Below are 13,875 nucleotides of genomic sequence, written 5' to 3' on the forward strand. Positions count from 1 at the left end.
TTTTGTTCACTATATGTTCCTTTTGCCACATGTCATCGATTCGAACCAGCCCCTTTGTCTTGCCTCGGCAGGTTTCCCCGCCTATACGCGCCCTCATGCTTGATACCGCCACCAACCAGCCCGTCCTGCCGCCCGAAATCGCGCGGCGCAGAACATTCGCCATCATCTCGCACCCGGATGCGGGCAAGACGACGCTGACCGAAAAGTTCCTGTTGTATGGGGGCGCGATCCAGATGGCCGGACAGGTGCGCGCCAAGGGCGAGGCACGGCGCACGCGATCTGACTTCATGCAGATGGAAAAGGACCGCGGCATCTCGGTATCCGCCTCGGCGATGTCGTTTGACTATGACAATTTCCGGTTCAATCTGGTGGACACCCCCGGCCACAGCGATTTCTCGGAAGATACCTATCGTACGCTGACTGCCGTGGACGCCGCCGTGATGGTGATCGATGGTGCGAAAGGTGTCGAAAGCCAGACGCAGAAACTGTTCGAAGTCTGCCGCCTGCGCGATCTGCCGATCCTGACCTTCTGTAACAAGATGGACCGCGAAAGCCGCGATACGTTCGAGATCATCGACGAAATTCAGGAAATGCTGGCCATCGACGTCACGCCCGCCGCGTGGCCCATCGGCGTGGGCCGCGATTTCATCGGCTGCTATGACATGCTGCGCGATCGGCTGGAACTGATGGACCGCGCCGACCGGAACAAGGTGGCCGAGAGCATCCAGATCAACGGCCTCGACGACCCCAAGCTGGCCGATCATGTGCCCGCCCATCTGCTGGACAAGCTGCTGGAAGAGGTCGAGATGGCGCGCGAATTGCTGCCCAAGCTTGACCCGCAAGCCGTGCTTGAGGGGCACATGACCCCGATCTGGTTCGGCTCGGCCATCAACTCGTTCGGTGTCAAGGAACTGATGGAAGGCATTGGCGCCTATGGTCCGCAGCCGCAGGTCCAGTCGGCCGAGCCCCGGCAGATTGCGCCGGACGAAAAGAAGGTTGCCGGTTTCGTGTTCAAGGTGCAGGCCAACATGGACCCCAAGCACCGCGACCGTGTGGCTTTTGTTCGCATGGCCTCAGGCCATTTCAAACGCGGCATGAAGCTGACCCATGTGCGGTCGAAAAAGCCGATGGCGATTTCGAATCCTGTGCTGTTTCTGGCCTCGGACCGGGAACTGGCCGAAGAGGCCTGGGCCGGTGACATCATCGGCATCCCCAACCACGGGCAATTGCGTATCGGCGACACGCTGACCGAGGGCGAGGCGATCCGCGTGACCGGCATCCCGTCCTTTGCCCCGGAACTGCTGCAAACCGTCCGCCCCGGTGACCCGATGAAGGCCAAGCACCTGGAAAAGGCGCTGATGCAATTCGCCGAGGAAGGCGCGGCCAAGGTCTTCAAGCCGTCCATTGGTTCCGGCTTTATCGTGGGCGTGGTCGGCGCATTGCAGTTCGAGGTTCTGGCCAGCCGGATCGAGATGGAATACGGCCTGCCCGTGCGGTTCGAGGCGTCGCAATTCACCTCGGCCCGCTGGGTCAGCGGCGACAAGGCCGAGGTCGAGAAATTCGTCAACGCCAATAAGCAGCATATCGCCCATGACCATGACGGCGACATCGTGTATCTGACCCGCCTGCAATGGGATATCGACCGGGTTGTGCGCGATTACCCGGCCCTGAACCTGACCGCGACCAAGGAAATGATGACGTGATGCACCTGCACGATTGCGCGGGCGAGTCCGGCTGTGCAATTCTGCCCGCATGAGCGATGACGACCTGACCTATCCCGGCGGGTTGGCGGCCATGCTGGACCGGTACGAGGGGCGCCGCGCGCCGTTTGACTTCGGTCCGGGTCTGCTGCCGCCCCCCGACATCGACCTTGATGCGTTGGCGCGCCGGTCGGTCCCCCAAAGCGCCACCCTCGCAGACCCCGACATTGCCGAATGCGCCTGGACGCGCAAGCGGCGCCAGATCGCCGCCGAGTTCGTGGGCAAATCAGAACTGGCCTTTTTGAACGCGCAATTGATCTCGGTCCTGCGCAAGCGGTCGCAACCGGCGCACGTTCCGGCCCTGTTTCGCCGCCTCTGGGCCGAGCAGGCCACCCACCTGATTGCCGAGCTGAACCTGCGCTGGCTGGTCTCGTCGGTTCAGACCTTTGCCGATCACGGTGAGACCCAGACCCAACGCGAAGTCGGACAGGCCCTGCGCATGCTGTTCGGCATGATGAAACTGTACGAGTTCGAGCGTCTGTTTTCGGGGCGCACGCCTGATCTGGCCTACCCGTTCGGGCGCAAGGCGGATGCGCCGCTGCCGCTGGACATGGCGTCTTATTCTCTGAAATCCGGCGGGCTGGACATCAACCTGATTGCGCCGGTCTGGCAGGCGGCCAGATCGGACGAAACAATCGGCCCGCTGGCCGACCACCTGCTGGATCAGCTGAATCGCGACCCCGGCGGGGTGTTCCGCCGCTTGAAAACCATGCGCGACCTTCGGGCCGAACGCCAAGGGCGCAAATGACCCGCTGGGGCGTTGTTTCCACCCTGCGCGGCTCCGCCCGCGACATTCTGGGGTTTGCGGCCCATCACCTCGATCTGGGGGCCGATGCGCTGTACCTGTTCCTGGACGAGGAAAACCCCCAGGCCTTTGACGCGCTGAGCAGCCACCCGCGCATTCAGGTCTGGACCTGCGACGCGGCGCATTGGAGCTGGCGCAAAAGGCAACGGCCCGACAAGCACCAGGTCCGGCAGACGGCCAACGCCTCGTTCATGTACCGCCGCACCGATCTGGACTGGCTGGCCCATATCGACATCGACGAATTCCTGTGGCCCGCGCGGCCGATTGCCGACCTGCTTGCGGCGGTGCCCCCGGACATGCCTCTTGCCCGCGTTCGCCCGGTCGAGGCCATCGACGGCAACGCGGACCTGTACAAGGCGTTCATTCCCATCGGTCCCGACCGCGACAGCATCGTGCAGGCGCTATATCCCACCTATGGCGCTTTTGTTCTGGGCGGATTCCTGAGCCACGTTCAGGGCAAGCTGTTCCTGCGCACCGGGATGACGCATGTCAGCTTTCGCATCCACAACGTCTTTCAGGACGGCGAGATGCTCAGACACCGCTATCAACTGCCCGAAACCGAACTGTGCCACCGGCATGCCCCGGATTGGGACCACTGGCTGCGCCACTATCGGTTCCGGTTGAAACAGGGATCGTACCAGCCCGGCATGGCCCCCAATGTCCCGCGCGAGATTGGCGGGCTGAACATGCACGAGCTGCTCAGCTGGATCGAAGCCGATCAGGGCGAGGCAGGACTGCGCGAATTCTACGATGAGTTGAGCGCCGTCGACTCCCGGGTTCGCGCCAGGCTGCAGGAACACGGCATGATCCTGCATCGCCCGCTAGACCTGGACCGGAAACTTGCGAAACACTTCCCCGGAAGCTGCTGAATTGTTGCACGAAATCCCGGATAGAAATGGTTAAGCCAAGTTCATTTGACCGGGCCGCACGATTTTGTTATGTCCGCGTTCAAGCCGAAACGCGCATGAGGCGCATGGCCATCCGGGCCCGGCATTTTTCAGACGCGCGGGCCAGGTCTAGTGTCCGCATGAACCGGACATAAATGACAAAATTCAACGAACTGAACCTGAACCCGAAGGTCCTCAAAGCCATTGAGGAAGCCGGATACGAAACCCCTACCCCGATTCAGGAAGGCGCTATTCCGCATGCGCTGGAAGGGCGCGATGTCCTGGGTATTGCGCAGACCGGGACCGGCAAAACCGCCAGTTTCACCCTGCCCATGATCACCCTGCTGGCCCGTGGCCGCGCACGCGCACGCATGCCGCGCTCGCTCGTGCTGTGCCCGACACGGGAACTGGCCGCGCAGGTGGCCGAGAATTTCGACACCTACACCAAGCATCTCAAGCTGACCAAGGCGCTGCTAATCGGCGGCGTCAGCTTCAAGGAACAAGAGGCCCTGATCGATCGCGGCGTCGATGTTCTGATCGCCACGCCGGGCCGGTTGCTGGACCATTTCGAACGCGGCAAGCTGCTGCTGACCGGTGTGCAGATCATGGTCGTCGATGAGGCCGACCGGATGCTGGATATGGGGTTCATCCCCGATATCGAACGTATTTTCTCGCTGACGCCCTTTACCCGCCAGACCCTGTTCTTTTCGGCCACCATGGCGCCCGAGATCGAGCGGATCACCGACACGTTCCTGTCGGCCCCTGCCCGGATCGAAGTTGCCCGCCAGGCCACCGCGTCAGAGACCATTGAACAGGGTGTGGTCCAGTTCAAGGCAGGCCGCCGCGACCGCGAAGCCAGCATGAAGCGCAAGGTTCTGCGGGCGCTGATCGACGCCGAAGGCGAAAGCTGCACCAACGCAATCATCTTCTGCAACCGCAAGACGGATGTGGATATCTGCGCGAAATCGCTCAAGAAATATGGCTATGACGCGGCCGCTATTCATGGCGACCTGGACCAGTCGCAGCGCATGCGAACTTTGGACGGATTCCGCGATGGCAGCTTGCGGTTGCTGGTGGCGTCCGACGTGGCCGCGCGCGGGCTTGATGTGCCCTCGGTCAGCCATGTCTTCAACTTTGACGTCCCCAGCCATGCCGAGGATTACGTTCACCGCATCGGTCGAACCGGCCGCGCCGGACGCGAGGGCAAGGCGATCACCATCTGCGTGCCCCGCGACGACAAGGCGTTGGATGCCATCGAAAAGCTGATCCAGAAAGAGATCCCGCGCCTGGAAAACCCGGTCAAGATCGAGGAACGCACCGAAGACGCGCCCAAATCTGACCGCAAATCCCGCTCCAAACCGGCCGATGACAAGCCCGAGCCGAAATCTGACGCCAGGAAAGGCGACGGGAAAAAGGACAAAGAGCCTCGGGGCCGCGGACGCAATCGCAAGGATGACAAGGGTCCGGCGGTTGTCGGCATGGGTGACCACCTGCCCAGCTTTATCGCGCTCAGCTTTGATGAACGCCGCGCCGGGTAACGCCGGACGCCTCACCTGCCCTCTTGCCTCCGGGCTGGCGACAGCCGGTCCGGGCGGTTCAGATCGTCAGGACCAGCACCAGTATCGACAGCCCCAATATCGTGATCCCGGCGATTTCGCGCCGGGTTATGGTCTCGTGGAAGACCAGGGTCGAGGCCAGCAGGCTGAGGACAAGCTCGACCTGTCCGACCGCCTTGACATAGGCCGCATTCTGCAACGTGAAGGCCAGGAACCAGCAGAACGATCCGCTCAGGCTGGTCAGGCCGACAAAGATGCCGGTGCGGCGCGTTTCCCAAACGGCCCGCAATTCCCCCCGGTCGCGCCACATCAGCCAGACCCACATGCCGAGCAGTTGAAACGCGGTCACGCAGGCCAGCGTGACCAGCGCCCGAAACCAGGCGTCACCATCCGCCAATTGCAATGACGCGCCCCGGTAACTGACGGCGGAAAAGGCAAACAAAAGGCCTGACCCCAGCCCCAGTTGCGATGCCCGGTTCGTCAGGTGCCGCCACCAGACCCCCGACCCGCCCGGCACCTTTGACAGCAGCAGAACCGCCCACAGCCCAAGCCCGATCGCAATCACTGCCCCGCCCGAGATCGTATCGCCCAGCACCACGAACCCGACAAGCGCCGTCTGGATCACCTCGGTCTTGGCGAACGTGATCCCCACGGCAAAATTGCGCTGTTTGAACAGGGCCACGACACAGATCGTTGCCAGTATCTGCGCGATGCCGCCAACCACGACGAACACGCCAAACAGCATGTTCATCTGCGGCAGGTCCCGGTCGCCCAGCAAAAGAACCGCACACAGCGCCGCGACGGCCAGCGGTGCCGAATAGGCAAACCGGGCAAAGGTCGCCCCGGATGCGGTCAGCCTGATGCTGCTCAGGGATTTTTGCAGCATAAAACGGACCGTCTGAAAGGTCGCCGCAGCCAGAGTGACGGGAATCCACAAGCTCATGGGCTCCCTTTTGTCCGCAATTCAGGGCTTTGGCCAGAGTGGATGCGCGACAGGGTCCTTGGCCCGCCAGAAATACCGGCGAAACACCTCGGCATACGAGCGATAGACATAGGCCTCGTTGCAAGACAGATACCTGTCCCTGTCCGCCCGGTACAGCCCGGGCAAACGGTACCACGGGGCCGAGGGGTTCATGTGATGAACGACGTGCAGGTTATTGTTGAGAAACAGAAAAGACAGAACTCCGCGATCTTCGACGATGACGGTTCTTGCGCGGGACTTTTCATGGGCGCGATGTTCCAGAAAGGTGCGGATCTTGACCAGCCCCAGCCCCGAATAGGCCGCGATGACAAAGGCCCAGACCGGCATCGGCGACTGTGCCACGATCCACAAAACGACCCCAAGCGCAGGAAGATGCAACGCCCATGCCAGCAATATGGCGCGGTCGCCACGCCGCAGCCCCCGCCATTCATCGCGCAGGAATGCCACCTGCCCGATTGCCGGCCCCAGAACCATCCGCCCCAGCAACGTGTTATTCGCCGACAGAACGGTCCGCTGCCACCCCGGCAGCGCCTGAAACACGGCGGGATCAAGATAGTTGGATTCCGGGTCGTCATAGGGGTCGGTCAGAGTCGCATCCATGTGATGCGCAAGATGCAGATCGCGAAACCGGTTGTAGGGAATGAACAACGTCAGCGGCAACGCCACCAGAGCTTCGTTTAGCCATTTGGCCCGGAACGGGTGACCGTGCAGCGCTTCATGCGTCAGCGAGGAATGCAATGCCGCAACAAGGGCCATGGCCGGGATCGCAGCCCCGACCGACCAGTCTGCGCCCCAGTGGATCACGACCAACCAGACGACATAGCAGCCAATGATCAGGGCAAATGTGCCCCATTCGGGCTTGTCGGGCATGCGTAGGGGATCAGCCATTGCGCCCCCAGGAAATACCGGCCCAGATGCGCTCATAGATCACGTACATCGTCAGCCCGATGCCGGTATTGACCACAGCCAGCGCCCCGCCCATCGCCGCCGATCCCGTGGCGATACGCCCGACAAGCGCCATCACGGCAAGCCCCATCGCATTCCAGATGACGGCCTTCACGACTGACCTGTGACGTGTCTCCATTCCGAACCCCATATTCGTTTTTGTTTCCCAAGAGTTACTTTCGAACAGCACAGGGGGACATTCGGTAAATGATTAACAAAATTCTACATCTGTGATATTTACCACCACATGCAGGAAAAACTGGACAAACGAGACCGCGCTGCGCAGTTCCGGCTGCGCCTGGCGCGCGCAATGCAAGACCGCAGCGTCAGTCAAAGCGCCCTGGCCCGGATGATCGGGGTCGACCGGTCCACGGTTTCGCAGCTGCTGACCGATGACGGGGCCCGGTTGCCCAACGCCCATGTCATCGGCAGTTGCGCCTCGGCCCTTGGGGTGTCGGCGGACTGGCTGCTCAGCCTGTCAGACAGGCCCGAAAGCGCGGCCGAGTTGCTGGCCAGTTCCCTGACCATGACCGAAGCCCCCCGCGCCCTTGTCGATGAACGCATTTTCGAATGGCACCAACAGGCCGCGGGCTACAAGATCCGCTATGTACCTGCGGCGCTGCCGGACATGTTGAAAACCCGCGCCGTTCTGGAATGGGAATATGCCCCCCATCTGGGCCGGACCGCAGACCAGGCGATCGGGGCCTCAGCAGACCGGCTGACATGGATGCGCAGCGCCCAATCCGATTACGAAATCGCCCTTCCCCTGTATGAAGTCGACAGCTTTGCCCATGCCTCGGGCTATTACGCGGGGCTGGACAGGCAGGTCCGGCTGGACCAGATAGATCACCTTTTGGACCTGTGCGACCAGCTTTATCCCCGTCTGCGGATATACCTGTACGATGCCAAACGGCTTTATTGCGCGCCGATGACGATCTTTGGCCCGTTGCTGTGCGTGTTCTATGCCGGAAGTCACTATATGGCCTTTCGCGACCGGGACCGGATCGAGCTGTTCAGTAGGCATTTCGACACGCTGGTGCGCCAGGCGGACATGACGGCCAGGCATTTTCCGGCGTATCTGCAGCAATTGCGCGCAGCCATCACCGATGCCGAGATGTGACCGCTTTGGCTGCGAAAGGTGTCATTTTGGCGATCCAATGATATAATCACCCTGCACGAACATTCGGACGATCCGACCATGAACGGAGGATGATACCAATGGATGCACTCAAAACCGCCCAATATGCACGCGCCCTGTACTCGGTCCACGGCGACCAGGCCGAGGCCGAAGCCGCCCGGAAAATGCGCGAATGCGAAGCCGCAGGCGAGGCCCGGCAAGCCCAGGACTGGCTGGCCGTGCGCCGTACGATCCGGCAGATTCGCGGCCCCAATCAAGGGTAATAACTGCGATGCGGCCCGGGGGCCAACCAGCGCTCAGAGCTTGGGGTCGGGGTTGACCGTGTGCCCATCGACCGCGATCACCTGCCCCGACACAAGCCGCGCCGCGTCCGAGGCCAGGAAGACCGCCATATTCGCGATGTCGCGCGCCTCTACAAATCGGCCCATCGACGTGCCCGAGGCATAGCCCGCGTAAACCTGATCACGGGTCATGCCCTTGGCCTGCGCCTCGCGTTGCAACACGCCTTCCATGCGCGCGCCCTCGACGGCACCGGGGCAGATAATGTTGCACCGTATCCCGTGCGGCCCCAGCTCCATCGCCAGGGTCTTGCCCAGCCCGATCACCCCCCATTTCGCAGCCGCATAAGGCGCCCGGTTCGGATAGCCAAACTGACCGGCCGTGGACGCGGTGATAACGATCGCGCCGCTCGCCTGCCTCTTGAAAAGGGGAACCGCATGTTTCGCACAAAGGAACGCGCCCTCAAGATTGACGGCAACGCAGTCTTTCCAGTCGCTTAAGAGAACATCCTCAACCGCCGCGGTCGGTCCCGCAATGCCCGCATTGGCGCATAGGGTATCCAACCCGCCCCAATCGGCCTCAAGCTGTTGAAACAGGCCGGCCACCGCAGCCTCGTCCGTCACGTCGACCACGGACCTGCGCCACTGCGCCGGACAATCGGCCAGTGCCTTGGCGTCAACATCCGCAACCCAGACGCGGGCCCCGGCCGCATCAAAGGCGTCGGCCATGGCGCGCCCAACCCCCGAGGCCCCGGCCGTTATCAGAACCCGCCCCGTCATGACGGCATGCGGATCGCCGCGCCCGCCCCGTCCGGATAGGGCAAATCACCCTGCGCCTCGGCAACCCGCGCCATCGCGGCCTCGATCTGCGGTGACGGCGCACTGGGGCGGCGGGTCTCAAGGCTGACATGCAGCAAAAAACTCTCGCCCGTCGCCAACAGCACATCGCCGGAATACATGCTGTGAAACACGTGCAGCTTCTTGCCCTGCCCCAACAGCATCTGGGTCCGGATTTCGATCCTGGCACCGGCATGAACCTCATTCATGTAACGAATATGGTTCTCGGCGGTGAAATAGCTGCCACCCGTGGCGATATATTCCATATCGCAGCCGATGATTTCCATGAACCGGTCAGTCGCCGCCGCAAAAGCCTCAAGGTATTTCGCCTCGTTCATGTGGCCGTTGTAATCGGTCCAGTCCAACGGAACGGCACGGGCCAGCGTCAGGATCGGCTGGCTCAGATCCGCCTGGTCCAGCGTCGGCAGCGCACCGGGTTTCAGACGTTCATCCTGCTGGTTCAGCACCGCCCCGGCGCCATAGTTCTGCACCTTGAGCGCCCGCATCATGCCCACAAGGTTGTTGTCGCGAATGCGCTCCAACTCGCGGATCGAATGCATGCCGGACTGCGCATCCGACTGATCGGCAATCATGTCGACCAACGCGTCGGTAAACTCGGGCACATCCATCAGCCTGGTCCACGGCCATTTCAGCGCCGGGCCGAACTGCGCCATGAAATGCCGCATCCCGGCCTCGCCACCGGCCACGCGATAGGTCTCGAACAGCCCCATCTGCGCCCAGCGGATACCAAACCCCATACGGATCGCCTCGTCGACCTCCTCGGTCGTGGCGACCCCGTCCTTGACCAGCCACAACGCCTCGCGCCAGACGGCCTCAAGAAACCGGTCGGCAATATGGGCATCGATCTCTTTCCTGACCTGCAGCGGGAAAAACCCGACCGATGTCAAAACCTCCCGCGCCCGCGCCACCAGTTCGGGCGCGTTCGCCTGCGTCGGCACCAACTCGACCAGGGGCAGCAAATAGACCGGGTTGAATGGATGGGTCACCAGGATCTGCCCTGCCCGCAACGCACCGTCCTGCAACTCGGACGGCTTGAACCCGCTGGTCGATGACCCGATGATCGCGCCCGGATCACATGCCGCCTGCACCCCGGCATAGACCTTGCGCTTCAAATCCAACCGCTCGGGAACGCTCTCCTGAATCCATGCCGCGCCGCGGACAGCCTCCCCCATGTCGCCATGAAAACTCAACCTGCCCTCGGGCGGCATCGGCACATCACTCAGACCGGGCAACGACCGCCGCGCATTGTCCAGAACCTCTCCGATCTTGCGTTCAGCCTCGGGGTCAGGGTCAAAAACCCGCACATCCCAGCCATTCAACAAAAACCGGGCAGCCCATCCGCCACCGATCACCCCGCCGCCAATGATTGCTGCTGTCTTCATCATCAAACCTCCTGACAGGCGCAGTCTGAAACCCCACCCGCCATCGCTGCTTCATCTTTTGCAAAATACTCCGGGGGTTTGGGGGCTGGCCCCCAAGGCACCACCAATCACCCCTTCGACACCGGCGCCCGCTTTTCCAGGCGCAGCTTCTCGCGCACCTCCTGCGGTCCAATCACGCGCGCACCCATGTTTTCGATGATACTGCCCGCGCGCTCGACCAACTGCCAGTTCTCGGCCAGCACCCCCTTGTCCAACCACAGGTTATCCTCCAGTCCGACACGCACATTCCCCCCCGCCAACACCGAAGCGGCCACGAATGCCATCTGGTGCCGCCCCAGGGCAAAGGCGCTAAAGGTCCAATCCTCAGGCACGTTGTTCACCATCGCCAAGAAAGTATTCAGATCATCCGGCGCGCCCCAGGGAACACCCATGCAAAGCTGCACCAGGGCGTCGGGCTCCAAAATACCCTCTTTCACCAATTGCCTGGCAAACCAAAGGTGGCCGGTGTCAAAGGCCTCGATCTCGGGCTTCACCCCCAGATCGGTCATCATCTGCCCCATCGCCCGCAATGCACCGGGCGTGTTGGTCATCACATAATCTGCCTCGGCAAAGTTCATGGTGCCGCAATCCAGGGTACAGATCTCGGGCAGGCATTCGGCAATATGCGCCACCCGTTCGCTCGCGCCGACCATATCGGTCCCGGCCGCGTTCACCGGAAACGGGCTCTCGACGCCCCCAAAAACGATGTCGCCCCCCATGCCAGCCGTCAGGTTCAGAACCACATCCACTTCCGCATCCCGAATCCGGTCCGTGACCTCCCGGTACAAATCCAGCCGGCGGCTCGGCACCCCGGTCTCGGGGTCACGCACATGGCAATGCACCACCGCCGCCCCCGCCTTGGCGGCGGCAATCGCGCTTTCGGCAATCTGCGCGGGCGAGCGCGGCACATGCGGACTGCGCTCCTGCGTCCCCCCCGATCCGGTCACGGCGCAGGTGATGAAAACGTCGCGGTTCATTTCCAGAGGCATCATGTTTTCCCCAAGTTATACCCGGTTTCGCGGCCTGTTTTCCCCAGGCTTGTCCCCCGATATCGGTTTGCGTTTCGCCCCGACTCTGACGCAGCCTTGGCCAAAGAACTTGGCAAAATACGAATCGAACTTGATGCAATCCGCAAAAAACATACTACAGCCCGAACACCGCGCCCTGAAAACCGCTGTGCTGGTGCTGGATGACTGCAACACGCTCAGCTTCGCCTCTGCGGTCGACCCGATGCGCGCGGCCAACCGCCTGGCCGACCGCCCGGCTTTTGACTGGGACTATATCACCGCGACGGCCGAACCGGCCGTGCTGACCAGCGCCTTGCAGGTGCCGGGCACCCCGCTGGCGCGGTTGCAAACCTGCGACCTGCTGATCGTCGTCGCCGGGTTCCAACTGGCCCGCCACGCCACGCCCAGCCTGCTGGCCGGGCTGCGCCGCATTGCGGCCACCGGCGCCACCCTGGCCGGGATTGACGGCGGCCCCTGGTTGCTGGCTGAGGCTGGGCTGCTGGACCACCACCCCGCCACAACCCATTGGGAAGACCTCGAAAACTTCGCCGCCCGCTTTCCGAATGTGGATGTCCGCCCCGACCGGTTCACAGTATCCGACCGCCGCCTGACCTCAGGCGGCGCGATCCCCGCGGTCGATATGATGCTGCACATCATCGCAGCCCGCCACGGGGCGGGGTTTGCCGCCCGCGTCTCGGGCCTGTTCCTCTATGACGGCACATCCGATCCCGGCAAACCGCAAAGCCGCACCGGCGCGCCGCACCGCCACACTGCACTGACCGCCAGGGCCAATGCCTTGATGCAGGCCGCGCTGGACGACCCGCTGCCGCTGGCCCAGATCGCCGATACGCTGGGCACCAGCCCGCGCACCCTGCAACAACAGTTCCGGCTGCGCCTCGACACCACGCCTCAGGATCACTACCTGCAACTGCGCCTGGCCGAGGCGCGCCGCCTGGTAACCGATACGGACATGTCTCTGTTGGACGTGGCGCTGGCCACAGGATTCGGGTCGCAATCCAGCTTTGCCCGCGCCTTCCGCACCGCCCACGGGCTTTCGGCGCGCGACCTCAGGCAGGAACGCGCCCATCCCACCCATCACTGACGGGATCCCGCTTCATCTGGCCAAAAATATCCCGGGGGAGACGCCGCAGGCGTCGGGGGTAGCGCCCCCTGCACCCCTTGGCCACATCAATACGGCATCGGAAAGGCGCGATGCGCGGCCGCGATCTCGGACATCACAGCCTCGGACAGGACAATATCCTTGCCCGCCAGGATATGCTCCAGCTGCGCCACCGTGGTCGCCCCGAATATGGCCGACAGCATGAAAGGCCGCGCCTGGCACCACGCAAGCGCCATGTGGACCGGGTCCAGGCCGTGACGCTCGGCGATATCCAGATAGGCTGCAACTGCCTGGTATGTCCGATCCGTATTCCGCCCGCCCATTTGCGGCACGATCGACATGCGCGAGGCCCCCGGCACGGCGCCATCCTGGTATTTCCCGGTCAGGAAACCCGCCGCCAATGGCGAAAACGCCAGCAGGCCCACATCTTCATGCATGCTCAGCTCGGCCATGTCCGTATCGTAAAGGCGGCACAGCAACGAATACTCGTTCTGAACCGACGCCACGCGCGGGCCGCCGGTTTCCTGCGCCAGCCTAAGCCATTGCGCAGTGCCCCAGGCGCTTTCATTCGACAGGCCGAACGCGCGGATGTTGCCCTTGTCCACCTGCGCGGCCAGCGCCTCAAGACAGGCCTGCATATTGTCCAAAACATCCTGCGAATTGTCGCCCGAGGGCGCGTAATCCCAGTTCTGGCGGAACATATAGCTTCCGCGATTGGGCCAGTGGAACTGGTACAGATCGATATATTCCGTCTGCAACCGCTTCAGCGACCCCTCGACGGCCTGCGGGATTGTCTGCGCCGAGATCGGGGCCCCGTCACGAACATGAGCAAACCCTGCCCCCGAATGCTTGGTCGCCAGAACATAGTCACCCCGCCGCGACGGGTTGGCCGCATTCCAGTTCCCCAGGATCTCTTCGGTACGCCCCACGGTCTCTTTCGAGATCGGGTTGACCGGATACATCTCGGCGGCGTCTAGGAAGTTGACCCCCGCCTCCAGCGCCATCTCGATCTGGCGATGCCCGTCCGCTTCGGTGGTCTGCGTTCCAAAGGTCATGGTTCCAAGACACAGGTCCGACACCATGATCCCCGTTCGGCCCAAAGGCTTCATTTCCATTCC

Annotated in this window: 14 protein-coding genes; 7 read left to right on the plus strand and 7 right to left on the minus strand. The window is 62.6% G+C overall.

The annotated features are described in order from the left end of the window. The first annotated feature begins 95 nt into the window (after window positions 1-95). The 4 genes from ACXAG8_RS01845 (at window position 96) to ACXAG8_RS01860 (ending at window position 4,990) form a co-directional block, all read left to right on the plus strand. Window positions 96-1,703, plus strand: coding sequence for a peptide chain release factor 3 (locus ACXAG8_RS01845; RefSeq protein WP_475221668.1), 1,608 nt, complete (start codon window positions 96-98; stop codon window positions 1,701-1,703). A gap of 49 nt (window positions 1,704-1,752) precedes the next feature. Further along, window positions 1,753-2,508 carry a hypothetical protein gene (locus ACXAG8_RS01850; RefSeq protein WP_475221670.1) on the plus strand — a complete coding sequence of 252 codons (756 nt, stop codon included), beginning with the start codon at window positions 1,753-1,755 and terminating at the stop codon, window positions 2,506-2,508. Further along, window positions 2,505-3,434 carry a glycosyltransferase family 2 protein gene (locus tag ACXAG8_RS01855; protein ID WP_475221671.1) on the plus strand — a complete coding sequence of 310 codons (930 nt, stop codon included), beginning with the start codon at window positions 2,505-2,507 and terminating at the stop codon, window positions 3,432-3,434. The genes ACXAG8_RS01850 and ACXAG8_RS01855 overlap by 4 nt, the downstream gene beginning before the upstream one ends. A gap of 173 nt (window positions 3,435-3,607) precedes the next feature. Further along, the gene (locus tag ACXAG8_RS01860; protein ID WP_475221672.1) at window positions 3,608-4,990 is read left to right on the plus strand and encodes a DEAD/DEAH box helicase; all 1,383 of its coding nucleotides are present in this window, start codon (window positions 3,608-3,610) and stop codon (window positions 4,988-4,990) included. A 58-nt stretch (window positions 4,991-5,048) separates the two neighbouring features. Here ACXAG8_RS01860 and ACXAG8_RS01865 read toward each other — a convergent pair whose 3' ends face one another. Genes ACXAG8_RS01865 through ACXAG8_RS01875 form a run of 3 tightly spaced genes read right to left on the minus strand, consistent with a single transcriptional unit; the run spans window position 5,049 to window position 7,074 of the window. Then, window positions 5,049-5,951, minus strand: a complete 903-nt coding sequence (locus ACXAG8_RS01865; protein ID WP_475221674.1) for an EamA family transporter — start codon at window positions 5,949-5,951, stop codon at window positions 5,049-5,051. Window positions 5,952-5,972: 21 nt separating this feature from the next. Next, window positions 5,973-6,878: a fatty acid desaturase gene (locus ACXAG8_RS01870; RefSeq protein ID WP_475221675.1), complete on the minus strand. Its 906-nt coding sequence runs from the start codon at window positions 6,876-6,878 to the stop codon at window positions 5,973-5,975. Further along, a complete protein-coding gene (locus ACXAG8_RS01875; RefSeq protein ID WP_475221677.1) occupies window positions 6,871-7,074 on the minus strand; it encodes a DUF2061 domain-containing protein in 204 nt (67 codons plus the stop codon). The genes ACXAG8_RS01870 and ACXAG8_RS01875 overlap by 8 nt, the downstream gene beginning before the upstream one ends. 108 nt (window positions 7,075-7,182) lie before the next feature. Here ACXAG8_RS01875 and ACXAG8_RS01880 point away from each other — a divergent pair, with 108 nt between their 5' ends. Further along, a complete protein-coding gene (locus tag ACXAG8_RS01880) occupies window positions 7,183-8,055 on the plus strand; it encodes a helix-turn-helix domain-containing protein (protein WP_475221679.1) in 873 nt (290 codons plus the stop codon). Window positions 8,056-8,153: 98 nt separating this feature from the next. Beyond that, a complete protein-coding gene (locus ACXAG8_RS01885; RefSeq protein ID WP_475221680.1) occupies window positions 8,154-8,336 on the plus strand; it encodes a hypothetical protein in 183 nt (60 codons plus the stop codon). Window positions 8,337-8,369: 33 nt separating this feature from the next. Here the strand turns inward: ACXAG8_RS01885 and ACXAG8_RS01890 are convergent, their stop codons facing one another. The 3 genes from ACXAG8_RS01890 to bcoG all read right to left on the minus strand — a co-directional run bounded on the left by ACXAG8_RS01890 (window position 8,370) and on the right by bcoG (window position 11,619). After that, window positions 8,370-9,131 (minus strand): SDR family oxidoreductase, encoded by a 762-nt coding sequence (locus tag ACXAG8_RS01890; RefSeq protein ID WP_475221682.1) that lies wholly within the window; start codon window positions 9,129-9,131, stop codon window positions 8,370-8,372. Continuing rightward, window positions 9,128-10,594 carry a carnitine 3-dehydrogenase gene (locus tag ACXAG8_RS01895; RefSeq protein ID WP_475221684.1) on the minus strand — a complete coding sequence of 489 codons (1,467 nt, stop codon included), beginning with the start codon at window positions 10,592-10,594 and terminating at the stop codon, window positions 9,128-9,130. The genes ACXAG8_RS01890 and ACXAG8_RS01895 overlap by 4 nt, the downstream gene beginning before the upstream one ends. 104 nt (window positions 10,595-10,698) lie before the next feature. Then, the gene (bcoG, locus tag ACXAG8_RS01900) at window positions 10,699-11,619 is read right to left on the minus strand and encodes a 3-dehydrocarnitine:acetyl-CoA trimethylamine transferase BcoG (RefSeq protein ID WP_475222399.1); all 921 of its coding nucleotides are present in this window, start codon (window positions 11,617-11,619) and stop codon (window positions 10,699-10,701) included. A 133-nt stretch (window positions 11,620-11,752) separates the two neighbouring features. Between bcoG and ACXAG8_RS01905 the strand changes: the two genes are divergently transcribed. Then, complete coding sequence (locus ACXAG8_RS01905) at window positions 11,753-12,739, plus strand: GlxA family transcriptional regulator (RefSeq protein ID WP_475221686.1); 987 nt, start codon at window positions 11,753-11,755, stop codon at window positions 12,737-12,739. Window positions 12,740-12,825: 86 nt separating this feature from the next. Here the strand turns inward: ACXAG8_RS01905 and ACXAG8_RS01910 are convergent, their stop codons facing one another. Next, a complete protein-coding gene (locus ACXAG8_RS01910; RefSeq protein WP_475221689.1) occupies window positions 12,826-13,872 on the minus strand; it encodes an aldo/keto reductase in 1,047 nt (348 codons plus the stop codon). Window positions 13,873-13,875: the final 3 nt, after the last annotated feature.

This window comes from Ruegeria sp. ABD4_443 (genome assembly GCF_056160865.1).